This window comes from Ideonella sp. FW305-24 (assembly GCF_058788035.1).
Map to the genome: position 1 here is coordinate 64,311 of NZ_JBYTAI010000014.1, position 26,467 is coordinate 90,777.

Consider the following 26,467-nt stretch of genomic DNA (forward strand, 5'->3'; position numbering starts at 1 on the left):
ATCGACACTCGCCAAGCTCGCCGGCTACCCAGACCAAGTGGAGACCGTCCCCGTCATGAAACTCAATCCCATCCTCGCCGCGGCCCTGCTCGCGGCCTCGGCTTCGGCCAGCTTTGCGTCCACCAGCGGCGTCGTCATCAGCCAGGCCTATGGCGGCGGTGGCAACAGCGGTGCCACGCTGAAGAACGACTTCATCGAGCTGTACAACGCCGGCTCGGCAGCGGTCTCGCTGAACGGCTGGTCGGTGCAGTACAACTCCACCACCGGCACCAGCACCTGGCAGACCACGGCGCTCAGCAACATCACGCTGCAGCCCGGCCAGTACTACCTGGTGCAGGAAAGCGCCGGCACCGGCGGCACGCAGAACCTGCCCACGCCTGACGCTACCGGCACGCTGGCGCTGAGCGGCACCGGCGGCAAGGTTGCGCTGGTCAGCAGCACGACGGCGCTGACCGGCGACAAGCCGAGCTCGGCCAGCATCGTCGACCTGGTCGGCTACGGCAGCGCCAATTACTTCGAAGGCAGCGCCGCAGCGCCCGCCACCACCAACACCACCGCCGTGCAGCGCGCGGCCGCCGGCTGCACCGACACCGACCAGAACAGCGCCGACTTCGCCGCCGGCACGCCCGCGCCGCGCAACACCGCCAGTCCGGTCGGCACCTGCACCGTCAGCGGTCCGACGCAGCGCACGATTCCCGAGATCCAGGGCAGCGGCAGTGCCAGCCCGTTTGTCGGCGAGAAGGTGCAGACCAGCGGCGTCGTCACGCTGGTCACCAACAACAGCTTCTACATGCAGGACCTGAACGGCGACGGCAATGCCGCCACGTCCGACGGCATCCTGGTCTACACCGGCAGCGCGCCCACCGTGGTCGTTGGCCAGCTGGTGCAGCTGCAAGGCACCGTCGCCGAGTTCAATGTGGGCGCTGCGAGCAATGCCGACACGCTGGCCCACACCGTGACCGAGCTGACCGGCATCAGCGGCATCACCGTGCTGTCCAGCGGCAATGTCGTCACGCCGACGGTCGTCACGCTGCCCGAGAGCGTGGACGGCGAGCTGGAGCGTTACGAGGGCATGCTGGTCACGATCAACGGCCCGTTGACCGTGCAGCAGAACTACTTCCTCGGCCGCTATGGCCAGCTGTCGCTCGCGGTGAACGGCCGACAGGAACAGCCGACTAACCGCTTCCGTCCGGGCGCAGACGCGCAGGCGCTGAACGACGCCAACAACCGCGCCCGCATCCTGCTGGACGACGGCACGTCCGTGCAGAACCCGAACCCCACGCCCTACATCGGCGCTGACAACACGGTGCGCGCCGGCGACACCATCGCCACGCTGACCGGCGTCATCGACTACGGCCTGGCCACCTCCAGCAACACCGACTACGGCGACTACAAGATCCAGCCGGTCGGCGCGGTGGCCATCACCCGCGCCAACGTCCGCCCCACGGTGCCCGCCACCACCGGCGGCAACCTGCGCGTGGCCAGCTTCAACGTGCTGAACTTCTTCACCACCTTCACCGACGGCACCACCGCCGACGGCCAGAGCGGCCAGGGCTGCACGCTGGGTGACAGCACATCGGCCTCGAACTGCCGCGGTGCCAACAACGTCGCCGAGTTCGAGCGCCAGCGCGCCAAGATCGTCGAAGCCATCGCCGCGATCGACGCCGACGCGCTGGGCCTGATGGAGATGCAGAACAATGGCTCGACGGCAGTGCAGAACCTGGTCGACGCGCTGAACGCCAAGGTCGGCGCCGGCACCTACGCCATCGTGCCGGACCCGGCCGCCGGCACCGGCACCGACGCGATCAAGGTCGCGATGATCTACAAGCCGGCCCGTCTGGCACCGGCCGGCCTGGCCTTGTCGGACACCGATCCTGTCAACAACCGCCCGACGCTGGCGCAGACCCTGGTCGCTGCCAACGGCCAGCGATTCACGTTGGCGGTCAACCACCTGAAGTCCAAGAGCAGCTGCCCGGCGGTGGGCGACGCCAACTACGAAGGCAACTTCGACAGCGGCGACGGCCAGGGCTGCTGGAACGCCCAGCGTGTGCAGCAGGCCCAGCGCCTGATCACCTGGGTCAACAGCCTGAGCGCGGGCGCCGGCACGACCGACGCGGTGCTGCTGGGCGACTTCAATGCCTACGCCCAGGAAGACCCGGTGGCTACGCTGGTGAACGGCGGCTTCCAGGACCAGATCGCGCGCTTCAACAGCTTCGGTTATTCGTACGTGTTCAACGGCGTCTCGGGCCGGCTGGACCACGGCCTTGTCAGCCCGTCGCTGGCGGCGAAGGTGACGGACGCGACCGACTTCCACATCAACGCCGACGAGCCGGCCATCATCGACTACAACACCGAGTTCAAGCAGCCGGCCTGCCCGACCTGCGGCCCGGACTACTACAGCGCCACCGAGTACCGCTCGTCCGACCATGACCCGATGGTGATGGGCCTGTCGCTGCTGACCACCATCCAGGGCACTGACAGCCGCGAGGAGATCATCGGCACCGCGGGTGACGACGTGATCATCGGCGGCGGAAAGATCGACAAGATCACCACCGGCGCTGGCAAGGACCTGGTCGTCATCAACGCCGTGGCCGACGCGATGGACCTGGTGACCGACTTCGTGCCGGGCGAAGACCGCGTCGACCTGCACGGCCTGCTGGCCAGCATCGGCTACACCGGCAGCGACCCGATCGCCGACGGCACGATCCGCGTGGCCGACGGCCAGCGCGGTGCCAAGGTCCAGCTGAAGACCGCGACCAGCCGCACCGGCTACCAGACCATGGTGTTGCTGCAGGGCGTGTCGGCAGCCGACATCGTGCCCTCGCGCGACCTCGTGCTGAGTGGCCCCACGCTGCAGAAAAAGCGCAGCCGCAAGTCGGTGCACTAAGACCCGGCTGAGCCCGGGCGGCGGTGGCAATCCGCCACCCCGCCCCGATGACCCCATGCGACCCACCGGTTACATGGGGTCATCTTCTTGGGGCTTTCCCCTGCGGACAGTGCGGATCGCCAGCCGCGCCGGGCGAGAATTGCGCCAGCGGTGCCCGGCAACGGCGGGCCGGAAGGAACAAGGCAAATGGCGCAGGAAGAACACAAGAGCGGCGTGCTGGAGACGCTGATGCACGGCCTGGTGGCCGGCGTGGCCGAGGGCATGGTGCGCGAGGAAGAGCACGCGCCAGCGACGGCCGTGGCCGGCTATCCGCACCTGGTGGCCGACATTGGCGGCACCAACGCCCGCTTCGGCCTGGTGCACGGCCCCGGCCAGCAGGCGCGGCAGGTCCGCAAGCTGCCGGTGGCCGAGCATGCCGGTCCAGCCGAGGCGGCGCGCGCCTACCTGGACGCGCTGGGCGCCGACAGTGGCGGCAAGGCGCCGAAGCCGCACCGCGCTGCGTTTGCCGTCGCAACGCCCACGCGCGACGATCGCATCGTGCTGACCAACAGCCACTGGAACTTCTCGCGCCGCGAGGTCGAGGCCACGCTGGGCCTGGAGGTGCTGCTGATGCTCAACGACTTCGAGGCGCTGGCGCTCTCGCTGCCGCGCCTGCAGGCGGCGCAGTTGCAGCCCATCGGCCCGCTGGCGCCTTTTGCGGCGTCGGCCCCGGGCGAGGGCGGCACGCTGGCCGTCGTCGGCCCTGGCACCGGCTTGGGCGTGGGTGCGGTGATCGACAGCCGCCATGGCTGGATCGCGCTGCCGGGCGAGGGCGGCCACGTCACGCTGCCGGCGGCAGACGACTTCGAGGCCGCGCTGCTGCAATGGGCGCGCAAGGAATTCCCGCACGTCTCCGCCGAACGCTTCCTGTCGGGCATCGGCCTGCCGGTGCTGTACCGCGCGGTGGCCGGCGTGCTGGGCGTGGCCGACCGTGGCCTGGCCGCCGAGCAGATCGTTGAACAAGGCCTGCTGCCGCCGGACGCCGGGGGCGACGTGGCCTGCGAACGCGTGCTGGACGTGTTCTGCGCGATGCTCGGCGGCGTGGCCGCCAACCTGGCGCTGACGGTGGGCGCCCGCAACGGCGTGTACATCGGCGGCGGCATCGCGCCCCGCCTGGGCGACTACTTCTTCCGCTCGCGTTTCCGCGAACGCTTCGAGGCCAAGGGCCGTTTCCAGGGCTACCTGTCGCAGATCCCGACCGCGCTGATCATCGACACGCTGGCCGCGCTGACTGGCGCGGCGCTGGCGGTGGAACAACACGGGCGCTGAGATCGGCAAGCAATGGCCAAGCTCGGCTGTTGCGTGGCGACGCGCCGAGGTTTCGCACAAATAAATGGGGTCAGAGTCGATTTATCCTCGCAGTGGTCGCGGCAAGACCGCGTTATTGCCTGGATAAATCGACTCTGACCCCATTTATTTGCTGACCCCATTTATTTGAGGCACCGTCGGTGGCAGTGCAGCGGTCAAAAACATGGAAACCGCAATCAAGGCCCCGCCAGCCTCACCACATCGGCCTGCAAGGGCCCGCTGACACTGGCCACCAGCGTGCCGTTCGGCGCCAGCGAAAACGAGCGGAAGCGGCGCAGCCAGCCGGCGGGCAGTGTGAAGGCCAGCGTCTCGTGCTGGCCGTCGGCGTCCAGGCGCACGACGCGGTCCTGCTTCTTGCCGCGCAGCACCAGCCACAGCGCGCCGTCATGCCACTGCCAGTTGCCCCAATCCTCAGGGCTGAGGCCGGCGTGCACGCGCTGTGCGGCGCCGCTGCCGCCTTGCGTGTCCAGCGGGCGGCGCCACAGGCCGGCTTCGTTCTGCCGGGTGTAGTAGAGCCAGCGGCCGTCGGGCGCTTGCACTTCCTGGCCGAACTGGCCGTGGTCGTCGGTCAGGCGCAGGAACTGGTGGCTGGCAAGGTCGAAGCGCCAGAGCTCGCGGCGGCCGCCGCGGTCGCCGGCCAGCAGCAGGCTGCGCTTGTCCAGCGCCCAGGTGACGTTGCCGTAGTTGCCGTCCAGCGGGATGGCCTGCGGCGGTTCGTCGCGATTGAGCCGGCCCAGCAGCAGCAGGTCGGTGGCCGAGCCGGGGGGGCGCAGCGTGGTGGCCCAGCGCGGCTCGTCTGCCGCGCAGCCGGCGGGCTCGGGTGTGCCTGGCGGCAGCGGCAGCTCGCGCGGCGCCTGGCCGGGACGGTCCACGGTCCACAGGCCGATGCGCCCGCTGCGGAACGAAAGAAACAGCACCTGGCCGGCACTGGGACAGGCCTGGGCGTAGAGGTTGCGGCTGCTGGCGGCCAGGATTTCGCGCAGGTGGCCGTCGTGGCCGTCCAGCAGCTCGATGCTGTCGGCGAACTTGTAGACCGAGGCGGCCACCGCGTTGGGCTCGCCCGGCAGCGTGGCCAGGTGGATGGCGGTCTGGGCGCGCGAGAACAGCGTGGGCTCGCCGCCCTGGGGCGAGATGCGCCAGGTCGCCTGGGTGCCGTCGCGGGCGGAGTTGAAGGCGATGCCGCGGTCGTCGGCCAGCCAGGCCATGCCGCCCAGCGGCGCGTCGTCATGGGTCAGGCGGGTGGCTTCGCCCTGGGTCGCATCCGTCACGTCGGCCAGGAAGACGTCGCCCACGGTGATGCTGCCGCGCATGAAGGCGAGCTGCTTGCCGCTGCGCGAGAAGGCGGGTTGCACGTCGGTCTCGCCGCCGCTGGGGTGGGTCAGCTGGCGCTCCTGGCCGGTGGCGATCTCGTGCAGGAAGATCGCACCGCCGCCGGTGTCGTCCTGGCCGCTTGCCTTCAGCGGCCGCGCCAGCGCCAGCCAGCGGCCGTCGGGCGACGCATCCACGAAGCCGATGCGGAACTGGTAGAAGCAGCTGGCCAGCTTCTCGGGTTGGCCTTCAGGCAGCGTCAGCGCGACGATCTCGCAGTCCTCGCCTTCGCGGGCCCTGGCGTAGGCCAGCCGGTCCGGGCCCAGCCACATGGGGCTGGCCAGGTGCATCTCGGCCGGCTCGCGCAGCTCGATCACCGGCGCCTCCGGCCGGTTGCGCTCGACGATGCGCAGCCGCACGTCGCCCTCGCCGCGCGACCAGACAAAGGCCAGGCGCTGGCCGTCCGGGCTGATGGCGGGGTAGTTCTCCACCCCGTCCAGCAGCGTCATCGGCTGCGGCGGCGTGCTGTCCACGCCGGCCGTTGCTTTTTCCTTGCCCGGCTGCAGCCACCAGGCGGCGCCTGCGGCGATGGCCAACACGAGGACCAGCACCAGCGCGCCAGCCATGGCCGCGAGGCGACCGAACGGGGCCTTGTTGGCCGAGGTGACCGGCGCGGCCTGCGCCTCGGGCATCGCGGGTGCCTCGCTGATCGGCAGGGATGCAGCGGCGGGCGCAGGTTCCGCCACGGCCGGCAGCCGCAGCTGGTAGCCGGTCTTGGAAATCGTCTGGATCGCGCTGGCGGCTTCGTCGGCGGGCGCGCCCTGGTCAGCCGGCGCATCGTCCAGTGCCCGGCGCAACTGCCAGACGGCATGCGTCAACGCGCGCGAGCCGGTGTAGGTGTTGCCGTCCCAGACTTCGGTGATCAGCCGCTCGCGCAGCACCACGTCGCCGCCAGCCTCGGCCAGTCGCTGCAGCACGGCCGCGGTCTTGACCGACAGTTGTTCGCCGGCGCCCTGGCCTGAGCTTTCGCTGTCCACCAGGCGACGCGTCGTGGCATCGAAAAGGAAACGGCCGACGCGCCAGCGGCGGTGGGGCAACGCGGCGGCCGGATCGGCTGCGCCCGGCACTGCTGGGCGGGAGTCGAGTTGCACGTCAGGGCCTGTGGAGCAAAGGCAAGGCGGCGCGGCCGCAGGCTGTTGGCGTCACGCAAGTCATTGATTTGAAAGGATCAATTAAACATCGAGAAAAAACCGAGAAAAGCTCGGCAGCCATTCCATTGTGGGGCGGCGCGGCACTCTGTGTAATCGCCGGCAGATCTCATCCCCGCTTTTCATCGGAGTCCTGCCCATGTTGTTGAACTCGCGTTTTTGGCGCCCGGCCTCCCGCCTTGCGTTGACGGCTACCGCCCTCGCTTCGGCGCTGCTCGTGCCCGCCGCACGTGCCGACGTGCTGGGCGTGTTGACCGACGCCGTCACCGGCCAGCCCTTCCCCGAAGGCCTACCCTTTGTGCAGCTGCTGAGCTGCCTGAACACCGGCGACAAGCTTTGCAGCGGCTGGATCGCTGCGGTCAACCCGGACGCTTCGGGCGCCTTCCGCTTCGACGGCAGCACGCTGGCGCCCGGCAGCTACCAGGTCACCGGCTGGTCCGATGGCCATGAGCAGAAGCGCAGCAAGCCCTTCACCATCACCGGCACCGAGGACCACAGCGTGAACCTCGCCCTGGCGATGGTGCCTGTGACGGTGTCCGACATCCAGGGCTGCGAAACGCTGGAAGCGGGCGGTTACTGCACGGTGCATTACCGGTTGACCAGCCAGGCAAGCGAGCAACTGCAGTTGCAGGTCTGGGCCATGGTGGACGCCAGCAGCGCGATTCCAGCCGGCTGGTCCGAGTACGAATGGGGCAACGACAGTGCCAAGCCCATGGTGGTCACGCTGGGCGCCGGCAAGAGCAAGGCACTGAGCCAGCGCATCTACGTCGGCACCGGCATGCCCAGCGGTGCCTACAGCTCGTTGTCGCTGTTCGTTTCGCCCAAAGGCAAGCCCCAGGAGACGCTGATCACCGAGATGCTGCCGACCGTGCTGTTCACGGCCACTGGTGGCGGCGGCAATGGCCTGCGCATCGAGACCGATTCACGCGCCAAAGCGCAGGCGATGGCGGCCATGAAGCAGGCTCGCCTGGTGCGCAAGGGCTGGGAAGGCAAGGCCCAGGTGCAGGCTGCGGCCAGCGGCAAGCTGACGATCTACGGCCAGGTGATCGGTGCCGACACCGGTGCCGCACTGCCGGTGGAAGACAAGCCGCAGGTCGAGCTGATGCGCTGCGAGATGCCCGACGACACCTACTGCCGCTGGCTGCAGAGCGACCCGGCAACGCTGGACGAGACCGGCAAGTTCACGGTGCACATGACCAACGCGCCGGCTGGCCGCTACCAGCTGCATGTGATTGCCGGTGCCCACTACGGGCAGTCGGTGCAGCCGGTGTTCGACCTGCCGGGTGCGGAGGGCACCAAGCTGCTGAAGGTCACGCTGCCGCGCCTGGCGATTGACCTGGACGCGGTGGAGCGCTGCACCGCAGCACCCGCCGACAACTGCCCCATGCGCTACACGCTGCGCAACACCACCAGCCAGGACATCAGCGCCGCGGTGTGGCTCTACACCTATGGGGTGCAGAGCAAGTCGCAGTCGGGCACGCCCATCTACGACATCGGCCAGAACGGCAAGGCCCATGGCCAGAAGATCCTGGTGACGGTACCCGCCGGCCAGACCTACGACCTGGCCAGCAAGCTGGACCTGTCGGACCTGGCGCCGGGCTCTACCGGCTGGATGCGCCTGTTCATTGGTGACCCCAACGACGCGGCCCAGGCCATCTCGTACACCCACATTGGCAACTACACCGTCAGCGCCGGCGCCGAAGGCCGCACGCTGACCGTCGTCCCACGTCCCGACGTGATCATCCACTGAGACCCAGAACCTGCATGAACGCTTCTTTCGCTCTTTCCGCCACGGCCCTTGCCACCACTGTGTTGTTCACCGGCGCAGCCTCCGCCGCCCAGCCCACCGGCCGCCTGAACGATACCGGCGCGTCGATGTGCCTGGACGCCGCTGGCGGCAGCACCTGCAGCAACCACCAGGACGCGCTGGTCGGCCGTGACGTGACCCATCCTGACCCCACCGACGGGCGGCTCGGCTTTTCGTTCCAGAAGTTGGACGCGCAAGGCGGCAAGCTGCCCGCCACGGCCGCCGACTGGGCCTGCGTGCACGACCGCGTGACCGGCCTGATGTGGGAAATGAAGACCGCCGATGGCAGCGTGCACGACGCCACAAAGCAGTTCACCAACCTTGGCGACGGCAGCGCCACCGACAGCAGTGCGCTGGTCGCCCAGGCCAATGCCGAAGGCCTGTGCAGCCGGCACGACTGGCGCCTGCCCACGCGCAACGAGCTGATCAGCATCGTCGACTACAGCACCGTCTACCCCGGCCCCACGGTCGATGCCGACTGGTTCCCGAACAGCACCGCCTACAGCGTCTGGACCTCGAACGAGCAGGTCGGCAACACGGCACGCAGCTGGTACGTGAACTTCATGGACGGCTACAGCGCCACGCTGGACAAGGGCTATGCCTTTGGCCAGGTCCGCCTGGTCAGCGGCACTGCGCCCGCCCCGTCGCCGCGCTTCCAGGTGCTGGACGGTGGCGCCGAGGTGCTGGACGCGTTGACCGGCCTGACCTGGCAGCGCTGCTCGGTGGGCCAGAGCTGGAGCGGCAAGACCTGCACCGGCCAGGCCGCGGCGATGGACTGGTCGACCGCACTGCAGACCGGCACCGACACCGCAAAAAGCAGTGGCAAGGCCTGGCGCGTGCCCAATGTGAAGGAACTGGCCAGCATTTCTTCCGACGACCGCGTCCAGCCGTCGGTCGACACGGCGACCTTCCCGCGCACGCCCAGCGAGCTGTTCTGGACGGCCACGCCGTACACCGCGTCCGGCCCGTTTGGCGCCTATGCCTGGACGGTCTATGGCTACGACGGCTCGGCCACCTCGCAGTTGACCACCGAAGGCTCCCGGCTGCGCCTGGTGCGCAACAAGTAAGCCGGCGGGTTCATGGCTGCACGGTCCGCCGCGGGCGGGCCTTTCGCCCCGGCGCACCGCGTGCGTCGGGGCCTTGTCGCTGGTGGCGGCAAGCGCCACGCGTGAGCTAAAGTAACGGCGCGCTGCACGCGTTCCCGGCTGCGTTTGCCGGAGCTCCCGGCCCCTGGCCGCATGCAACAAAACGGAACAGCTTGCGGGCATGGTTCACGTTTCTCCCGGCGCGCACCAGCCGCTCCCCGCAGGTCCACTTGCGAGAGAGAGCTGAGTATTCACTTTCACTGCCACTCGCAAGCACTTGTTTTTGAAGAGCCTTTTATTTCAGGCTTCTTCACATACACCCCTAAGTACCTGATTTCATTGATTTTTCCCCTTGGGTTTCGTTGACCCGTCCCCGAGTGGTGGGTTAAAGTGGGGTGAAATGCATTTTTGTGGGGTGATGTGTCCGAATTGGTGCTTCAGGGCGAGTCTGAGCTGACGCTGGACGGCAAAGGGCGGGTGACCGTGCCTGCCCGTTTCCGCGACACGCTCAATGCGCTCTGCGGGGGCCAGATGACGGTCACCAAGCACCCCACGCGCTGCCTGCTGCTGTTCCCGCGCCCGGCCTGGATCGATTTCCGCACCAAGCTGCTGGGCCTGCCGATGGACGTCGAGGCCTGGCGCCGGATCTACATCGGCAGCGCGATCGATGTCGACATCGATGGCGGCTCGCGCGTGCAGCTCTCGCCCGAGCTGCGCAAGTGGGCCGGGCTGGACAAGGAGCTGACGCTGGTCGGCATGGGCAGCCGGATGGAAATCTGGGACCGCGAGCGCTACACCGCGCTGGAAGAAGCGACCCTTGCTCAGCCCATGCCCGAGAGCATGCGGCACATGGTGATGTGAGATCTGATCGCCGCCATGAAAGATGTTCTTCAAACCAAGCTGAGCGGGCCGAGCGCCGGGCCGCTCCCAAGCCGGCCCGAATCCCCTTGGGGCATCGCCCGACGTATTCGTCGGTCGAGGGGCTGACATGACTCTTGCCCATACCACCGTGCTGCTTCAGGAAGCAGTCGATGCGCTGCTGCTGCAGCCGCATGAAGACGCGCCCGATCCGGCCGCCGGCACCTATGTCGACGGCACCTTCGGCCGCGGCGGCCATTCGCGTGCCTTGCTGGCCCGCCTGGGCCCGGCCGGCCGGCTGATCGCGTTCGACAAGGACCCGGAAGCGGTGGCCGCGGCCACCACCGGCGACAACGCCATCACCGACCCGCGTTTCGAGATTCATCACGCCAGCTTCGCCAGCATGGCCGAGGTGCTGGCCCAGCGTGCACCGGCCGGAGCCGATGGCGTGCTGATGGACCTGGGCGTCAGCTCGCCGCAGATCGACAACCCCGCCCGCGGCTTCAGCTTCCGCTTCGACGGCCCGCTGGACATGCGCATGGACACCACGCGCGGCGAAAGCGCGGCGGACTTCCTGGCGCGTGCCGACGAGCGCCAGATTGCACAGGTGATCCGCGACTATGGCGAAGAACGGTTTGCTGTCTCGATTGCAAAGGCGCTTGTGGCTCGCCGCGAGGGCGGAAAACCACCGCGAACCACTGCCGAGCTGTCCGAGCTCGTGGCTGGTGCGGTCAAGACCCGCGAAGCCGGCCAGAACCCCGCCACACGCACCTTTCAGGCTCTTCGGATTTTCGTCAACGCCGAGCTTGAAGAGCTTGAGCAAGGCTTGCGGGCTGCGCTGAGCCTGCTGAAGACGGACGGGCGGCTGGCAGTGATCAGCTTCCATTCGCTGGAAGACCGCATCGTCAAGACTTTCATCCAGCACGAGAGCCGGGTGGAGGTGGACCGCCGCGCGCCGTTTGCGCCGCCCAGCCGCGCGCTGCGCCTGCAGCCGCTGGGCCGCATCAAGCCGTCCGAAGGCGAAGTGCGCGAGAACCCGCGCTCGCGCTCGGCCGTGCTGCGCGTGGCACGCCGGCTGTCGGCAGAGGAGAGCGGGCTGTGACGCGGTTGAGCCTCGTTCTTTTGCTGGCGCTGATGGGCAGCGGGCTGTACCTGGTCAAGGTCAGCTACGAAGCGCGCAAGCTGTTTGCCGACATCGAACGCGCCAAGGCCGACGAGCACCAGTTGGCCGCCGAGGCCACTCGGCTGGACGCCGAGCGCCGCAGCGAAGGCACGCACCTGCGTGTCGAACGCGACGCGCGCGAGAAGCTGCAGATGCGCTTGCCCACGCCGGACGCGACGTTGTATGTCGCCGAGACGCGTGCGGCCTCCGGGGGGGCTCGGTGATGGCGAAAAAGGCGACGAACTCGGTTCGTGGGGTGAACTACTCGACCAGCCCGCTGCTGGCCTCGAAGACGCCGCCGTGGCGCAGCCGTTTCCTGGTGCTGCTGGTGGGCGGCGCCTTCCTGGTGCTGATCGCCCGCGCGCTGTACGTGCAGGTGCTGGAAGCCGAGTTTTTCCAGAAGAAGGGCGAGGAGCGTTTTGCCTCCACGCTGAGCCTGTCGGCCAGCCGCGGCCGCATCCTGGACCGCAATGGTCAGATCCTGGCCATCAGCGTCAACGCACCCACGATCTCGATCAACCCGCAGCAGTTCAAGGCCAATGCCGACCAGAAGCGCCAGCTGGTGTCGCTGCTGGGCATGAAGCCGCAGGAGCTGGAGACCAAGCTGGCCGAGGACAGCGCTTATGCGGTGCTGCGCCGGCAGATCGACGGTGGCGTGGCGCAAGAGATCCGCAAGCTCGGCATCAAGGGCATCACGCTGGAGCCGGGCTACCTGCGCCGGTATCCGGAAAACGAATCGGCTGCGCACGTGGTCGGCTTCACCGACATCCAGGACGAAGGCCAGGAAGGCATCGAGCTGACCTTCCAGAAGCAGCTGCAGGGCCATGGCGGTTCGCGCAGCGTGGTCAAGGACAGGCTGGGTCGCATCGTCGAGGACCTGGGGGAGCCGGTGGACCCGCGTGACGGCAGCGACGTGCAGCTGACCATCGACTCCAAGGTCCAGGCCCTGGCCTACCAGCGCATCCGCGATGCCGTGCAGCAGCACCATGCCAAGGCCGGCAGCGTGGTGGTGCTGGACGCGCAGACCGGCGAGATCCTGGCGCTGGCCAACTACCCCAGCTACCTGCCCGAGGAGCGCCACAACCGCACTGGCGCCCAGCTGCGCAACCGCGCGGTGACCGATGTGTTCGAGCCCGGCTCGACGATGAAGCCGTTTGTCGTCTCGAAGGCGCTGGAGCTGGGCCTGGTCAAGCCCGACATGATGATCGACACCAGCCCGTTCATGGTCGGCCCGCTGCGTGTCAACGACGACCCGCACCCGCACCCGGCGCTGACCGTCTCGCAGGTGATCCAGAAGTCCAGCAACGTGGGCACGGTGCGCATCTCGCAGAAGATCGAGGCGCGCGACATGGGCGAGATGTACCAGGCGCTCGGCTTCGGCAGTAAGCCGCAGATCGGCTTCCCCGGCGCCGCTACCGGCAAGCTGCGGCCCTGGCGCAGCTGGAAGCCGGTCGAGAAGGCGACGATGAGCTACGGCTATGGCCTGTCGGCCTCGCTGCTGCAGATTGCCCGCGCCTACACCGCGATTGCCCGCGACGGCGAGCTCGCGCCGCTGACGCTGGTCAAGGGCGAAGAGGCCACCGCTTCGGTGCAGATCTTCCAGCCCGAGACGGTGCGCACCATGCGCCAGATGTTGCGCGGCACCGTGCAGCCCGGTGGCACCGCGCCGCTGGCGCAGCCGCTGGGCTATTCGGCTGGCGGCAAGACCGGCACCGCGGAAAAAATGGAAAACGGCCGCTACAAGAGTGGCAACTACCGCGCCTGGTTCACCGGCATTTCGCCGATCGACAAACCGCGCGTGGTCGTGGCCGTGATGCTGGACGAGCCCAAGCCGATCTATTTCGGTGGCCTGGTCGCCGCGCCGGTGTTCAAGGGCGTGGTCGAGCAGACCTTGCGCACGCTGGGCGTGCCGCCGGACCTGGAAGTCAAGCCGCAGGTGGTCGCCCAGATCGGCGGCACCGAACCCAACAAGACGACGTCCCACTGACATGCCGTTGACCCATCTGAGAAGTGCCGATGCCGCCGCCCGCTGGCTGACCTCCTGGGTCACCGGTGCGCTGCGCACCGACAGCCGCCTGGTGCAGCCCGGCGATGCCTTCATTGCCTGGCCCGGCCAGCGCAGCGATGGGCGGCAGTTCGTCGAGGCCGCGCTGGCGGCAGGCGCTTCCACCTGCCTGGTCGAGCACGAAGGCATTGGGGCCTTTGGCTTTCAGGACGCCCGCGTGGCCACGCTGCCGGGCTTGAAGGCGGCGACGGGCCTGATCGCCGATGCGTTCTACCGCCACCCCAGCCAGGCGCTGAAGGTGGTGGCCGTCACCGGCACCAACGGCAAGACCTCCAGCGCCTGGTGGACCGCGCAGGCGCTCAGTCTGCTGGGCCAGCGCTGCGGCGTGGTCGGCACGCTGGGCGTGGGCGAACCGCCGCGGCCACGCGCGCATGTGGCCGGTGCGGACAACGCAGCGGATGCCGGCAGCATCGAATTCACCGGCCTGACCACGCCGGACCCGGTGGTGCTGCAGGCGGGTTTTCGCCGCATGGCCGACGAGGGCTTTGCCGCCTGCGCAATCGAGGCTTCGTCCATCGGCGTGGTCGAGCAGCGACTGGCCGGCACGCGGCTGGAAGTCGCGCTGTTCACCAACTTCACGCGTGACCACCTGGACTACCACGGCAGCATGGAGGCCTACTGGGCCGCCAAGCGCCTGGTCTTCGCCTGGCCGCACCTGAAGGCCGCGGTGATCAACGTGGACGATCCGCAAGGTGGGCTGCTGGTAGCCGACCTGGCCGGCAAAGGCCCGGCGCTGTGGACCATCTCGGCCCGCGACGAGGCCCGGCTGCAGGCCCAGGACGTGGGCTACACCGGCCAGGGCCTGAGCTTCACGCTGGTCGAATCTTCCGCGCGCGTGCCGGTGCAGACCCGGTTGATCGGCGACTACAACGTGTTGAACCTGCTGGGCGTGATCGGTGGCCTGCGCGCCCTGGGCGTGCCGCTGGCCGATGCCGCCGCCGCCGCGGCCCAGGTCACGCCGGTGCCGGGCCGCATGCAGCGCGTGCCGCTGCCAGCGGGCGCCGTGGCATCACCCGAGGTGGTGGTGGACTACGCCCACACGCCGGACGCACTGGACAAGGCCATCTCGGCGCTTCGCCCACTGGCGCAGGCGCGTGGCGGCCAGCTGTGGTGCGTGTTCGGTTGCGGGGGTGACCGGGATGCGACCAAGCGCCCGCTGATGGGCGAGATCGCCCAGCGCCTGGCCGACCGCGTGGTCGTTACCAGCGACAACCCGCGCGGCGAATCGCCCGAAGCCATCATCGGCCAGATCATCGAAGGCACGGTCGAGGCGCGCAGCCTGGCGCCGGTGCAGACCGAACCGGACCGCCGCGCCGCGATCTTCCAGACCCTGGCCGCTGCCGCACCGCAGGACGTGGTGCTGATCGCCGGCAAGGGCCACGAGGACTACCAGGAGATCAACGGCTTCAAGCATCCGTTCTCCGACGCCGCGGTGGCCACCGCCGCACTGCAATCGCGGAGCGCGAACTGATGATGCCGCTCACGCTCGCCACGGCCCACGGCTTGTTGCCGGACGCCTTGCGCGTTGGCCCGGCCGTGGCTGGCGGCGATGAGCGGCTGGCGCTGCGCCGCGTGCACACCGACACCCGCACGCTGGCCCCGGGTGACCTGTTCGTCGCGCTGAAGGGCGAGCGCTTCGATGCGCACGACTTCCTGCCGCAGGCCGCCGCGGCCGGCGCCGTGGCTGCCATCGCGTCGCACGGTCTGGCCGAAGCCGGCCTGCCCGGCCTGCAGGTGGTCGATCCGTTGCGCGCGCTGCAGCAACTGGCCACCGGCTGGCGCGAGCAGCTGGCGCTGCCGGTGATCGCGGTCACCGGCAGCAACGGCAAGACCACGGTCACGCAGATGATCGCCTGCATCCTGCGCGCGGCGCAGGGCGAAGCCGCGCTGGCCACCGCTGGCAACCTGAACAACCACATTGGCGTGCCGCTGACGGTGCTGCGGCTGACCGCGGCGCACCGCCTCGCGGTCATCGAGCTGGGCATGAACCACCCGGGCGAAATCGCCGAGCTGGCCGCCATCGCGCAGCCCACGGTGGCGCTGGTCAACAACGCGCAGCGCGAGCACCTGGAGTTCATGCAGACGGTGGCCGCCGTGGCGCAGGAAAACGGCAGCGTGATCAGCGCGCTGCCGGACAACGGCGTGGCCGTCTTCCCTGCAGACGACGCGCACAGCGCCACCTGGCAGGCGCTGGCCGGCACGCGCCGCGTGCTGCGCTTCGCACTGGGCAGCAATGAGTGCCCCCAGGGCCGGACTGCGCCCAGCCCGCCCCCCGAGGGGGACAAGAAAACTTGGGACGGCCCGGCGTTTTCTTGCGAGACCGGCGCCGACGTTAGCGGCAACGCGCGCTGGGCGGGTGACCACTGGGTGCTGCAGATGCACACGCCCGTCGGCGAGGCCGGCCTGGCGCTGCGCGTGGCAGGCCGGCACAACGTGAAGAACGCGCTGGCCGCGACGGCCTGCGCGCTGGCAGCCGGCGTGCCGCTGGGCGCGGTGGTCGCCGGGCTGCAGGCCTTCGAGCCGGTCAAGGGCCGCTCGCAGGTCAAGTTGTTGGCCAATGGCCAGACGCTGATCGACGACAGCTACAACGCCAACCCCGATTCCGTGCGCGCCGCCATCGAGGTGCTGGCCGAGCTGCCGGCGCCGCGCTGGCTGGTGCTGGGTGACATGGGCGAGGTCGGCAACGAGGGCCAGTCCTTCCATGCCGAGGTTGGCGCGCTGGCGGCAGAGCGTGGCATCGAGCACTTCTGGAGCACTGGCGAGTTGTGCCTGCACGCCGCGCGGGCCTATGGCCAGTCGGCGCGGCACTTTGCCAGCGTGGCCGAACTGCTGGCCGCGGCGGATCGGCCGGCGGCACGCGCGGTGGTCGTCAAAGGCTCGCGCTTCATGAAGATGGAACAGGTCGTCGCCGCGCTGCAAGCGGCCGGCGCGCAAGACAAAGGGGAGGCCGCATGCTGCTGAGCCTGTCGCAGTGGCTGCAGGGCCTGTACCCGGAGCAATTCGGTTTCCTGCGCGTGTTCCAGTACCTGACCTTCCGCGCAGTGATGGCCGCGTTGACGGCGCTGGTCATCGGCCTGGTGTTCGGCCCGTGGGTCATCCGCCGCCTGACCGAGCTGAAGATCGGCCAGCCGATCCGCGAATACGGCATGCAGAGCCACTTGGCCAAGCGCGGCACGCCGACCATGGGCGGCGCGCTGATCCTGATCGGCATCGGCCTGGCCACGGTGCTGTGGAGCGACTGGAGCAACCGCTTCGTCTGGATCGTGATGCTGGTGACCTTCGGCTTCGGCGCCATCGGCTGGACCGACGACTGGCGCAAGGTGGTCGACAAGAACCCCGAAGGCATGCGCTCGCGCGAGAAGTTCATCTGGCAGTCGCTGATCGGCCTGGTCGCCGCGCTGTACCTCGCGTTCAGCGTGTCCGAGACCAACAACCTGCGCGTGCTGGAGCTGTTCCTGCGCTGGGTACAGAGCGGCTTCTCGAACGACCTGCCGCCCAAGGCCGACCTGATGCTGCCGTTCTTCAAGACCATCAGCTACCCGCTGGGCGTCTTCGGCTTCATCGGCCTGACCTACTTCGTCATCGTCGGCGCCAGCAACGCGGTGAACCTGACCGACGGGCTGGACGGCCTGGCCATCATGCCGGTGGTGCTGGTGGCCGGTGCGCTGGCCATCTTCAGCTACGTGGTCGGCAGCGCGGTCTACAGCAAGTACCTGCTGTTCCCCTACATCCCCGGCGCCGGCGAGCTGATGATCTTCTGCGCCGCGATTGCCGGTGCCGGCCTGGCCTTCCTGTGGTTCAACGCGCACCCGGCGCAGGTCTTCATGGGCGACGTGGGCGCGCTCTCGCTTGGCGGCGCGCTGGGCACGGTTGCGGTCATCACGCGGCAGGAAATCCTGCTGGGCGTGATGGGTGGCGTGTTTGTCGCCGAGGCGCTGTCGGTGATGCTGCAGGTCGGCTGGTTCAAGTACACCAAGAAGAAGTACGGCGAAGGCCGGCGCATCCTGAAGATGGCACCGCTGCACCACCACTTCGAGAAGTCCGGCTGGAACGAGACCCAGGTGGTGATCCGCTTCTGGATCATCACGATGCTGCTGTGCCTGATCGGCTTGGCCAGCCTGAAGCTCAGGTAGTCCATGAATCAGCTGCGCGACCTGTCCATCCTCATCCTCGGGCTCGGTGACTCCGGCCTGGCGATGGCGCGCTGGTGCGCGCGGCACGGTGCCGCGCGCATCCGCGTCTGGGACTCGCGCGAAGCGCCGCCGCAGGCCACTGCTTTGTTGACGGATGTGCCTGCCGCCGAGCGTTTTTCCGGCGCGCTGGACGCCGACCTGGCGACTGGCTCGCTGTCCGACGTGCAACTGGTGCTGAAGAGCCCCGGCCTTGCGCCTGCCGACACGCGCATTGCGCCGCTGCTGGCCGCCGCGCGTGCCAAGGGCCTGGCGCAGCAGAACGAACTGGACTTGTTCGCCCGTGCGCTGGCCGACCTGAAGGCCGACCGCGGCTACGCGCCCAAGGTGCTCGCCATCACCGGCACCAACGGCAAGACGACGACCACCGCGCTGACCTCGATGCTGGTGGAGCGCTGCGGCAAGCGCGTGGGCCTGGCCGGCAACATCGGCCCGACGATGCTGGACACGCTGTCTGCCGCGCTGGACCTGGAGCCGCCGCCGTCTGCTGAGGCCGATGAAGCGGTGCTGGCCGAGCCGGCCGAGGAGCCGAACGCAGCTGCCGAAGCCGAGCCGCTGGACGAGTCCGCGGAACCGGCGGAGGTGGAAGCCGAGGCCGAACCCGAAGCACTGCCGCTCGACGACGAAGATGCGCTGGCACCGCCGGTCGTGCTGGCCCCACCGCCGCCCAAGATGCCGGTGTTCGAGCACCTGCCCGACGTGTGGGTGCTGGAGCTGTCCAGCTTCCAGCTCGATGGCGTGCAAGGCTTCGAGCCCAATGCCGCGACCGTGCTGAACGTCACGCAGGACCACCTGGACTGGCACGGCACGATGGCTGCCTATGCCGCGGCCAAGGCCCGCATCTTCGGCCAGCACGCGCTGATGGTCATCAACCGCGACGACACCCTGGTCGAGGCCATGGTGCCGGCGGCCGTGGTCGTGGCCGGTGGCCGCGGCAAGCCGAAGAAGCTGGTGGGCCGGCCGGTCTGCCGCTTCGGGTTGGACGCACCTCAAAAGCCCGGCGACTTCGGCCTGGTCACCGGCGGCGGCATGGACTGGCTGGTCCGCGCGATGCCCGCCGACGAGACCATCAAGAAGCGCAAGGGCGACGACGAGGAAGAACTGCTGCTGCAGCGCCTGATGCCGGCCGACGCGCTGCGCATCCGTGGTCGGCACAACGCTGCCAACGCGCTGGCCGCGCTGGCGCTGTGCACCGCCATTGGCCTGCCGCTGGCGCCGATGCTGCATGCACTGCGCGAATACCGCGGCGAGCCGCACCGGGTCGAGATGATCGGGCAGATCGGCGGCGTCGAGGCTTTCGACGACAGCAAGGGCACCAATGTCGGCGCCACCGTGGCTGCGCTGGATGGCCTGGGGCAGGACTGCGGCGGCAAGCTGGTCGTCATCCTCGGTGGCGACGGCAAGGGCCAGGACTTTTCGCCGCTGGCCGCACCGGTGGCGCGCCACGCCCGGGCGGTCGCCACCATCGGCCGCGATGCCGGCGCCATCGAAGCCGTGCTGGCCGACAGCGGCGTGCCGCTGCAACGCCACGCCACGCTGGAAGCCGCCACGCGCTGGTGCTTCGAGCAGGCCCAGGCCGGTGATGCCGTGCTGCTCAGCCCGGCCTGCGCCAGCCTGGACATGTTCCGCAACTACGCCCACCGCGCCGAGGTCTTCATCTCGGCAGTGCAGGACCTGGCGGCCGAGCGCGGGGAGATCCTGACGTGAGCTTCGCTGACGCACTCCGTCAACCCTTCGCCGGCCTGCGTGAACGCGCCGGAGCACTGCTGGGCCGCGCCGGTGGCGAGCGTTTGCCCATCCGCGACTGGATCGGCGGCGTGTCGGCCAAGCCGGTGCAACTCTCGGGCTACGACACCGGGCTGATCTGGGTCACCGCGCTGCTCTTGGCGCTGGGCCTGGTGATGGTTTATTCGGCCTCGGTTGCAATGCCGGACAACCCGCGCTTCTCGCGCTACGTGCCGACCTTCTTCCTGAGCCGGCAGGCAATGTTCATCGGCGTGTCCTTCGTGGCCGCGCTGGTCACGCTGCAGATCCCGATCGCCGTCTGGGAAAAGTGGGCGCCGTGGCTGTTCGCCGCCACGCTGGCAATGCTGATCGTCGTGCTGGTGCCTTTCATCGGCAAGGGCGTGAACGGCGCGCGGCGCTGGATTCCGCTGGGCGTGATGAACTTCCAGCCCAGCGAACTGGCCAAGCTGGCAATGGCCATGTACGCCGCGAGCTACATGGTGCGCAAGATGGACGTGAAGGAGAACTTCGTCAAGGCGGTCTGGCCGATGGCGGTCTCGCTGGGCGTCGTGGGCGTGCTGCTGCTGGCCGAGCCGGACATGGGCGCCTTCATGGTCATCGCCGCGGTCGCGCTGGGCATCCTGTTCCTGGGCGGCGTGAATGGCCGCATGTTCTTCCTCAGTGTGGCGGTGCTGGTCGGTGCGTTTGTGCTGATGATCGTCTTCAGCGAGTTCCGCCGCCAGCGCATCTTTGCCTATCTGGACCCTTGGAACCCGGACTATGCCCAGGGCAAGGCCTACCAGCTGACGCACTCCTTGATCGCCTTTGGCCGCGGCGGCGTGTTCGGCCAGGGCCTGGGCGCGTCGATCGAGAAGCTGCACTACCTGCCCGAGGCGCATACCGACTTCCTGCTCGCGGTGATCGGCGAGGAGCTGGGCTTCATCGCCGTGCTCGCGGTGATCCTGGCCTTCTTCTGGCTGACCCGCCGCATCTTCGTGATCGGCCGCCAGGCCATCGCGCTGGATCGGGTTTTTGCCGGGCTGATGACGCAAGGCATCGGCATCTGGTTTGGTGGCCAGGCCTTCATCAACATGGGTGTGAACCTGGGCGTGCTGCCGACCAAGGGGCTGACGCTGCCGCTGCTGAGCTATGGCGGCTCGGGCGTGCTGCTGAACCTGGTGGCGCTGGCCATCGTGCTGCGAGCCGATCTGGAAAACAGGCAGCTCATGCGAGGAGGCCGCGCATGACCGGGACCACCTCGATGGCTTCCACGCGTCACCTGGTCATCATGGCCGCGGGGACCGGCGGGCATGTGATTCCCGGCCTGGCCGTGGCGCGCGAGATGATGACCCGCGGCTGGTCGGTCAGTTGGCTGGGCACCGAGGGCGGCATGGAAAACAGGTTGGTGCCGGCCACCGGCATTCCGATGGACCGGCTGTCGTTTTCCGGCCTGCGCGGCAAAGGCCTGCTGCACACGATGACCGGCGGCCTGCGCCTGCTGAAGGCCTTCTGGGACAGCGCGCGCATCCTGCGCCGCCGGCATGCCGACGCGGTGCTGGGCATGGGCGGCTATGTCTGTTTCCCCGGCGGGCTGATGGCGGCGGCGCTGGGCAAGCCGCTGGTGCTGGTGAATGCCGACGCCGCGCTGCTGATGAGCAACAAGGCCTTGCTGCCGGTGGCCGACAAGGTGGCCTTCGGCTTCGACGGCCCGGCGGCCGACAAGGTCAAGCGCTCGCTGGTGACCGGCAATCCGGTGCGCGCCGAGATCGAGGCGATGCCGCCGCCCGAACAGCGTTTTGCCGGCCGCGAAGGCCCGCTGCGCGTGCTGGTGGTCGGCGGCAGCCTGGGCGCCCGCGTGCTGAACGAAACCGTGCCGGCGGCGCTGTCGCAGATGCCCACCGAGTTGCGACCGCAGGTCACCCACCAGACCGGCGTGAGCAACCTCGATGACGTGCGCAGCCGGTACGCCACGCTGGGCCTGCAGGCCGAGGTGCTGCCTTTCATCGACAACATGGACCAGCGCCTGGCCGACTGCGACCTGATCGTCTGCCGCGCCGGCGCGATCACCGTCAGCGAACTCTGCGCGGCCGGTGTGGCCAGCGTGCTGGTGCCGCTGGTCGTGTCGACCACCTCGCACCAGCGCGACAACGCGGCCTGGATGGCGGAACGTGGCGCCACGCTGCACCTGCCGCAGGCCGAGATGAATCCGCAGCAACTGGCCCAACTGCTGCAGCAACTGAATCGAGACACGCTGCTTGCCATGGCCCAAAAGGCCCGCATGCTGGCGCGTCACGGCGCGGCCGGCAAGGTCGCCGATGAGATTGAAAGGCTGATCAAGCCATGAAACACGCGGTCAAGCACATTCACTTTGTCGGCGTCGGCGGCGCCGGCATGAGCGGCATTGCCGAGATCCTGCACAACCTGGGCTACAAGGTCTCCGGCTCGGACCAGGCCGACAGCGCGACCACGCGGCGGCTGGGCGAGCTGGGCATCCAGATCTTCATCGGGCATGACGCGGCGCACATCGCCGGTGCCGGTGCAGTCGTCACGTCCACCGCGGTGCATGGCGACAACCCGGAGGTGATCGCCGCCCGGTCGCACCGCGTGCCGGTGGTCCCGCGTGCGGTGATGCTGGCCGAGCTGATGCGGCTGAAGAAGGGCATTGCGATTGCCGGCACGCACGGCAAGACGACGACCACTTCGCTGGTGACCTGCGTGCTGGCCGAGGCCGGTGTGGACCCGACCTTCGTGATCGGAGGCAAGCTCAACTCGGCAGGCGCCAACTCGCGACTGGGCTCGGGTGATTTCATCGTCGTCGAAGCCGATGAGTCGGACGCTTCGTTCCTGAACCTGATGCCCATCCTGTCCGTCGTCACCAACATCGACGCCGACCACATGGACACCTACGGCCACGACTTCGCGAAGCTGAAGGGCGCGTTTGTCGACTTCGTGCATCGCATGCCGTTCTACGGTGCGGCCATCCTGTGCGGCGACGACCCTGGCGTGAGAAGCATCATCCCGATGATCTCGCGCCCGGTCATCACCTACGGCATGGGCGAAGACGTGCAGGTGCGTGCGGTCAACGTGCAGGCGCTGCGCGGCGGCCAGATGCGCTTCACCTGCCAGCGGCGCAATGGCAGCGTGATGCCGGACCTGGACATCACGCTGAACCTGCCGGGCGAGCACAACGTGCGCAACGCGCTGGCTGCGATCGCGGTGGCGACCGAGCTGGAGCTGCGCGACGAGCCCATCGTCGCCGCGCTGGCCGGCTTCACCGGCGTGGGCCGCCGCTTCCAGCGTTATGGCGAGCTGCCGGCGAACGGAGGTGGCGCGTTCACGCTGATCGACGACTACGGCCACCACCCGGTCGAGATGGCCGCGGTGCTTGCCGCGGCCCGCGGTGCCTTCCCGGGCCAGCGCCTGGTGCTGGCCTTCCAGCCGCACCGCTACACCCGCACGCGGGACTGCTTCGAGGACTTCGTCAAGGTCATGGGCCAGGCCGACGCGGTGCTGCTGACCGAGGTCTATGCAGCCGGTGAATCGCCCATCGTCGCGGCAGACGGCCGTTCGCTGGCACGCGCCCTGCGTGTGGCCGGCAAGGTCGACCCGGTGTTTGTCGACGAGGTGGCGCTGCTGCCGGAAGAGATCCGGGCCTTTGCACGCGATGGTGATGTCGTGATCGCGATGGGCGCAGGCTCGATTGGCGCAGTGCCGGCGAAGGTTGTCGAGTTGAGCGGAGGCGCGGCATGACCGCCATTGACGTGAAGAGCTTCGGCAAGGTTGCGGTGCTGATGGGCGGGGATTCCGCCGAGCGGCCGGTGTCGCTGATGTCGGGCGAAGGCGTGCTGAAGGCACTGCTGTCGCAGGGCGTGGACGCACATGCCTTCGACCCGTCCGAGCGCGGCCTGCATGAACTGAAGACCGAAGGCTTTGCGCGTTGCTTCATCGCGCTGCATGGCCGACACGGCGAAGACGGCTCGGTGCAGGGCGCGCTCGAATTGCTGGGCATTCCCTACACCGGCTCCGGCGTGATGGCCTCGGCGGTGGCGATGGACAAGGTCATGACCAAGCGCGTGTGGATCGCCGAGGGCTTGCCCACGCCGAAGTTCCGCCGCCTGCGCCGCGGCGAGCATGGCCGCGAGGTCACGCGCGAGGTGCCGGACACGCTGGGCCTGCCGCTGATCGTCAAGCCGGCAAGAGAAGGTTCCTCTTTTGGCGTGACCAAGGTGCCGGGGTATTCAGGGATGCATGAAGCGGTGGCCTTCGCCGCACAATTCGACCCTGACGTGCTGTGCGAAGAATTCATCGAAGGCGACGAAGTCACCTGCCCGGTGCTGGGAGAAGGTGACGCCGCCGTCGCGCTGCCGGTGATCCGCATCCAGGCCCCCGACGGCAAGTACGACTTCGAGCACAAGTACCACTCCGACGAGACGCAGTACCACTGCCCCAGCGGCCTGCCCGAGGCCGAGGAACGCGAGATCCAGCGCATCGTCGTCGAGGCCTATCGCCTGCTGGGCTGCCGCGGCTGGGGTCGCGCGGACCTGATGATCCGCGCCAGCGACCGCCAGCCCTTCCTGCTGGAGATGAACACCTCCCCGGGCATGACCGGCCATTCGCTGGTGCCGCGCTCGGCCCAGGCTGCCGGCATGAGCTACGAGCAACTGTGTGTGCACCTGCTGGCCGGTGCCAGCTTGGACAACCCGCCCGCCAAGGCCTGAACGCTGCCATGAACGCCGCCGCCAACTTCACCGCCCGCTTTGCTCGCAGCCCGCTGCGCGCCGAGTTGCCGCTGGACGTGCGGGTCATGAACTCGACCACTGCCGCCGTGGTGCTGCTGGCGGTGGTGGTGGCCGCGGGTGCGGCGGCCGGCTGGATCGCGCGCCAGCCATATTTCACGATACGCGGCATCCGCCTCGAAGGCGACGTGACGCGCAACAGCGTCGCGACCATCCGCGCCAACGCCGCGCCGCGGTTGGCTGGCAGTTTTTTCACGATGGACCTGCAGGCCGCGCGCCAGGCCTTCGAGGCCGTGCCCTGGGTGCGGCATGCGGTGGTGCACAAGGTCTGGCCGAACCGGCTGCTGGTGCGGCTGGAAGAGCACAAGCCGGTGGCGGTGTGGCTGGGCGACGAGGGCAATGACCGATTGGTGAATTCCCATGGCGAGATCTTCGACGCCAACGTGGGCGATGTGGACGACGAGCGGCTGCCGGAGTTCGATGGCAACGAAGGCCAGGCGCCTGCAATGCTGGCGATGTACCGGCGGCTCACCGCGGTGTTCCGGCCGATGGACCTGAGCCCCGTGCGGCTGGCGCTGTCGGACCGCGGCTCCTGGGAGGTTGAGCTGGACAACGGCGGCGTGGTCGAGGTGGGCCGCGGCTCGGAAGACGAGGTGATCGCGCGCTGCGAGCGCTTCGTGCGCACCGTCTCGCAAGTGGCCACGCGCCAGCACCGGGCCTGGAACCACGCCGACCTGCGCCACGCCGACGGCTATGCGTTGCGACTGAACACAGCGGCCGACACCGGCACGCGCACCAACTGAGGAAGGCATGGCCAAGGAATACAAGGATCTCGTCGTCGGGCTGGACATCGGCACCGCCAAAGTGATGGCGGTGGTGGCCGAGGTCCTGCCCGGTGGCGAGCTGCGTGTGGCCGGCCTGGGGGTGGCGGCGTCACACGGCTTGAAGCGCGGCGTGGTGGTCAACATCGACGCCACGGTGCAAAGCATTCAGCAGGCACTGAAGGAAGCCGAGATGATGGCCGCCTGCAAGATCGAGCGCGTCTACACCGGCATCACAGGCAGCCACATCCGCGGCCAGAACTCGACCGGCATGGTCATCGTGCGCGACAACCGCGAGGTCACGCCGACCGACGTGGCGCGCGTGATCGAGACCGCCAAGGCGATCAACATCCCGAACGACCAGCGCCTGCTGCTGGTCGAGTCGCAGGAGTTCGTGATCGACGGGCACGAGGTCAAGGAGCCCATCGGCATGAGCGGCAGCCGGCTCGAAGTCAAGGTGCACATCGCGACCGGCGCCCAGAGCGCGGCCGAGAACATCCTGAAGTGCGTGCGCCGCTGCGGCCTGGAAGTCGAGCAGCTGGCCTTGAGCCCGACGGCCTCTGCGGCTGCGGTGCTGACCGAAGACGAGATGGACCTGGGCGTGGCGGTGGTCGACATCGGCGCCGGCACGACCGACGTGGCGATCTACACCGGGGGCTCGATCCGCCACACCGCGGTGATCCCGATTGCCGGTGACCTGATCACCAGCGACATCGCGATGGCGCTGCGCACGCCCACCAAGGATGCGGAAGAGATCAAGGTCGAATACGGCGTGGCCAAGCAGCTGCTGGCCGACCCGAGCGAGCAGCTCGAAGTGCCGGGCCTGGGCGACCGCGTGCCGCGCATGCTGTCGCGCCAGGCGCTGGCCGGCGTGATCGAACCGCGGGTCGAGGAGATTTTTTCGCTGGTGCACCAGGTGATCCGAGAGTCCGGCTACGAGGAGCTGCTCTCGTCGGGCATCGTGATCACCGGCGGCACGGCGGTGATGCCGGGCATGGTCGAGCTGGGGGAGGACATCTTCCTCAAGCCGGTCCGCAAGGGCCTGCCGACCTACTCCGGTGCGCTGTTCGACATGGTGGCCAACCCGCGTTCGGCCACCGTGATGGGTTTGCTCGAAGAAGCACGCCTCGCCCACACCCGCGGCCACAAGGCTGCGCAGCAGGCGGGGTCCGTCAAGACAATGTTTGGGAAAGCCCGGGACTGGTTCCTGGGCAACTTCTAGGGATGTGGGTCCCGGATCAAGAGGCTCGCTTGAAGCCTCGCCAGAA

19 protein-coding genes are annotated in these 26,467 nt (G+C 68.6%); 18 read left to right on the top strand and 1 reads right to left on the bottom strand.

Annotated features, from left to right (window positions below):
• Positions 1-55: 55 nt before the first annotated feature.
• Entirely contained in the window at positions 56-2,887 is a 2,832-nt protein-coding gene (locus tag AC3WR5_RS27275) for an ExeM/NucH family extracellular endonuclease (RefSeq protein WP_492488608.1), read from the top strand.
• A 186-nt stretch (positions 2,888-3,073) separates the two neighbouring features.
• Entirely contained in the window at positions 3,074-4,195 is a 1,122-nt protein-coding gene (gene glk, locus AC3WR5_RS27280; RefSeq protein WP_231012556.1) for a glucokinase, read from the top strand.
• Positions 4,196-4,410: 215 nt separating this feature from the next.
• Here glk and AC3WR5_RS27285 read toward each other — a convergent pair whose 3' ends face one another.
• Positions 4,411-6,693, bottom strand: coding sequence for a winged helix-turn-helix domain-containing protein (locus AC3WR5_RS27285; protein ID WP_492488610.1), 2,283 nt, complete (start codon positions 6,691-6,693; stop codon positions 4,411-4,413).
• Between the two features lie 196 nt (positions 6,694-6,889).
• Between AC3WR5_RS27285 and AC3WR5_RS27290 the strand changes: the two genes are divergently transcribed.
• From AC3WR5_RS27290 to ftsA, 16 genes are all read left to right on the top strand, one after another.
• Positions 6,890-8,500 carry a hypothetical protein gene (locus AC3WR5_RS27290; protein ID WP_492488612.1) on the top strand — a complete coding sequence of 537 codons (1,611 nt, stop codon included), beginning with the start codon at positions 6,890-6,892 and terminating at the stop codon, positions 8,498-8,500.
• 14 nt (positions 8,501-8,514) lie between these two features.
• Positions 8,515-9,624, top strand: a complete 1,110-nt coding sequence (locus tag AC3WR5_RS27295; RefSeq protein ID WP_492488613.1) for an Lcl C-terminal domain-containing protein — start codon at positions 8,515-8,517, stop codon at positions 9,622-9,624.
• Between the two features lie 450 nt (positions 9,625-10,074).
• Entirely contained in the window at positions 10,075-10,503 is a 429-nt protein-coding gene (locus AC3WR5_RS27300; RefSeq protein ID WP_141288902.1) for a division/cell wall cluster transcriptional repressor MraZ, read from the top strand.
• A gap of 127 nt (positions 10,504-10,630) precedes the next feature.
• Complete coding sequence (rsmH, locus tag AC3WR5_RS27305; protein ID WP_492488615.1) at positions 10,631-11,602, top strand: 16S rRNA (cytosine(1402)-N(4))-methyltransferase RsmH; 972 nt, start codon at positions 10,631-10,633, stop codon at positions 11,600-11,602.
• On the top strand, positions 11,599-11,886 hold the full coding sequence (gene ftsL / locus AC3WR5_RS27310; protein ID WP_492488617.1) for a cell division protein FtsL: 288 nt from the start codon (positions 11,599-11,601) through the stop codon (positions 11,884-11,886). The genes rsmH and ftsL overlap by 4 nt, the downstream gene beginning before the upstream one ends.
• Entirely contained in the window at positions 11,886-13,649 is a 1,764-nt protein-coding gene (locus AC3WR5_RS27315) for a peptidoglycan D,D-transpeptidase FtsI family protein (protein WP_492488619.1), read from the top strand. Before ftsL ends, AC3WR5_RS27315 begins: the two co-directional genes overlap by 1 nt.
• Before the next feature lies 1 nt (position 13,650).
• Positions 13,651-15,198, top strand: a complete 1,548-nt coding sequence (locus AC3WR5_RS27320; protein ID WP_231012592.1) for a UDP-N-acetylmuramoyl-L-alanyl-D-glutamate--2,6-diaminopimelate ligase — start codon at positions 13,651-13,653, stop codon at positions 15,196-15,198.
• 2 nt (positions 15,199-15,200) lie between these two features.
• Positions 15,201-16,688 carry a UDP-N-acetylmuramoyl-tripeptide--D-alanyl-D-alanine ligase gene (locus AC3WR5_RS27325; RefSeq protein WP_492488740.1) on the top strand — a complete coding sequence of 496 codons (1,488 nt, stop codon included), beginning with the start codon at positions 15,201-15,203 and terminating at the stop codon, positions 16,686-16,688.
• Positions 16,679-17,860 carry a phospho-N-acetylmuramoyl-pentapeptide-transferase gene (mraY, locus tag AC3WR5_RS27330; RefSeq protein WP_141290650.1) on the top strand — a complete coding sequence of 394 codons (1,182 nt, stop codon included), beginning with the start codon at positions 16,679-16,681 and terminating at the stop codon, positions 17,858-17,860. The genes AC3WR5_RS27325 and mraY overlap by 10 nt, the downstream gene beginning before the upstream one ends.
• Before the next feature lie 3 nt (positions 17,861-17,863).
• Complete coding sequence (locus AC3WR5_RS27335; RefSeq protein WP_492488621.1) at positions 17,864-19,624, top strand: Mur ligase family protein; 1,761 nt, start codon at positions 17,864-17,866, stop codon at positions 19,622-19,624.
• Positions 19,621-20,889 carry a putative lipid II flippase FtsW gene (gene ftsW / locus AC3WR5_RS27340; RefSeq protein WP_492488622.1) on the top strand — a complete coding sequence of 423 codons (1,269 nt, stop codon included), beginning with the start codon at positions 19,621-19,623 and terminating at the stop codon, positions 20,887-20,889. Before AC3WR5_RS27335 ends, ftsW begins: the two co-directional genes overlap by 4 nt.
• Entirely contained in the window at positions 20,886-21,986 is a 1,101-nt protein-coding gene (gene murG, locus AC3WR5_RS27345) for an undecaprenyldiphospho-muramoylpentapeptide beta-N-acetylglucosaminyltransferase (protein WP_492488624.1), read from the top strand. The genes ftsW and murG overlap by 4 nt, the downstream gene beginning before the upstream one ends.
• Positions 21,983-23,392 carry a UDP-N-acetylmuramate--L-alanine ligase gene (murC, locus tag AC3WR5_RS27350; RefSeq protein ID WP_492488626.1) on the top strand — a complete coding sequence of 470 codons (1,410 nt, stop codon included), beginning with the start codon at positions 21,983-21,985 and terminating at the stop codon, positions 23,390-23,392. The genes murG and murC overlap by 4 nt, the downstream gene beginning before the upstream one ends.
• Positions 23,389-24,360 carry a D-alanine--D-alanine ligase gene (locus AC3WR5_RS27355; protein WP_141288468.1) on the top strand — a complete coding sequence of 324 codons (972 nt, stop codon included), beginning with the start codon at positions 23,389-23,391 and terminating at the stop codon, positions 24,358-24,360. The genes murC and AC3WR5_RS27355 overlap by 4 nt, the downstream gene beginning before the upstream one ends.
• A gap of 8 nt (positions 24,361-24,368) precedes the next feature.
• Positions 24,369-25,181, top strand: coding sequence for a cell division protein FtsQ/DivIB (locus tag AC3WR5_RS27360; RefSeq protein ID WP_492488627.1), 813 nt, complete (start codon positions 24,369-24,371; stop codon positions 25,179-25,181).
• 7 nt (positions 25,182-25,188) lie between these two features.
• A complete protein-coding gene (gene ftsA, locus AC3WR5_RS27365; RefSeq protein WP_141288466.1) occupies positions 25,189-26,421 on the top strand; it encodes a cell division protein FtsA in 1,233 nt (410 codons plus the stop codon).
• Positions 26,422-26,467 lie beyond the last annotated feature (46 nt).

Excerpts from the sequence above, each read along its gene's own strand:
- AC3WR5_RS27275 (WP_492488608.1), top strand. The coding sequence starts at position 56 with ATGAAACTCAATCCCATCCTCGCCGCGGCCCTGCTCGCGGCCTCGGCT.
- glk (WP_231012556.1), top strand. The coding sequence starts at position 3,074 with ATGGCGCAGGAAGAACACAAGAGCGGCGTGCTGGAGACGCTGATGCAC.
- AC3WR5_RS27290 (WP_492488612.1), top strand. The coding sequence starts at position 6,890 with ATGTTGTTGAACTCGCGTTTTTGGCGCCCGGCCTCCCGCCTTGCGTTG.
- AC3WR5_RS27295 (WP_492488613.1), top strand. The coding sequence starts at position 8,515 with ATGAACGCTTCTTTCGCTCTTTCCGCCACGGCCCTTGCCACCACTGTG.
- rsmH (WP_492488615.1), top strand. The coding sequence starts at position 10,631 with ATGACTCTTGCCCATACCACCGTGCTGCTTCAGGAAGCAGTCGATGCG.
- AC3WR5_RS27315 (WP_492488619.1), top strand. The coding sequence starts at position 11,886 with ATGGCGAAAAAGGCGACGAACTCGGTTCGTGGGGTGAACTACTCGACC.
- AC3WR5_RS27320 (WP_231012592.1), top strand. The coding sequence starts at position 13,651 with ATGCCGTTGACCCATCTGAGAAGTGCCGATGCCGCCGCCCGCTGGCTG.
- AC3WR5_RS27325 (WP_492488740.1), top strand. The coding sequence starts at position 15,201 with ATGCCGCTCACGCTCGCCACGGCCCACGGCTTGTTGCCGGACGCCTTG.
- mraY (WP_141290650.1), top strand. The coding sequence starts at position 16,679 with ATGCTGCTGAGCCTGTCGCAGTGGCTGCAGGGCCTGTACCCGGAGCAA.
- AC3WR5_RS27335 (WP_492488621.1), top strand. The coding sequence starts at position 17,864 with ATGAATCAGCTGCGCGACCTGTCCATCCTCATCCTCGGGCTCGGTGAC.
- murG (WP_492488624.1), top strand. The coding sequence starts at position 20,886 with ATGACCGGGACCACCTCGATGGCTTCCACGCGTCACCTGGTCATCATG.
- murC (WP_492488626.1), top strand. The coding sequence starts at position 21,983 with ATGAAACACGCGGTCAAGCACATTCACTTTGTCGGCGTCGGCGGCGCC.
- AC3WR5_RS27355 (WP_141288468.1), top strand. The coding sequence starts at position 23,389 with ATGACCGCCATTGACGTGAAGAGCTTCGGCAAGGTTGCGGTGCTGATG.
- AC3WR5_RS27360 (WP_492488627.1), top strand. The coding sequence starts at position 24,369 with ATGAACGCCGCCGCCAACTTCACCGCCCGCTTTGCTCGCAGCCCGCTG.
- ftsA (WP_141288466.1), top strand. The coding sequence starts at position 25,189 with ATGGCCAAGGAATACAAGGATCTCGTCGTCGGGCTGGACATCGGCACC.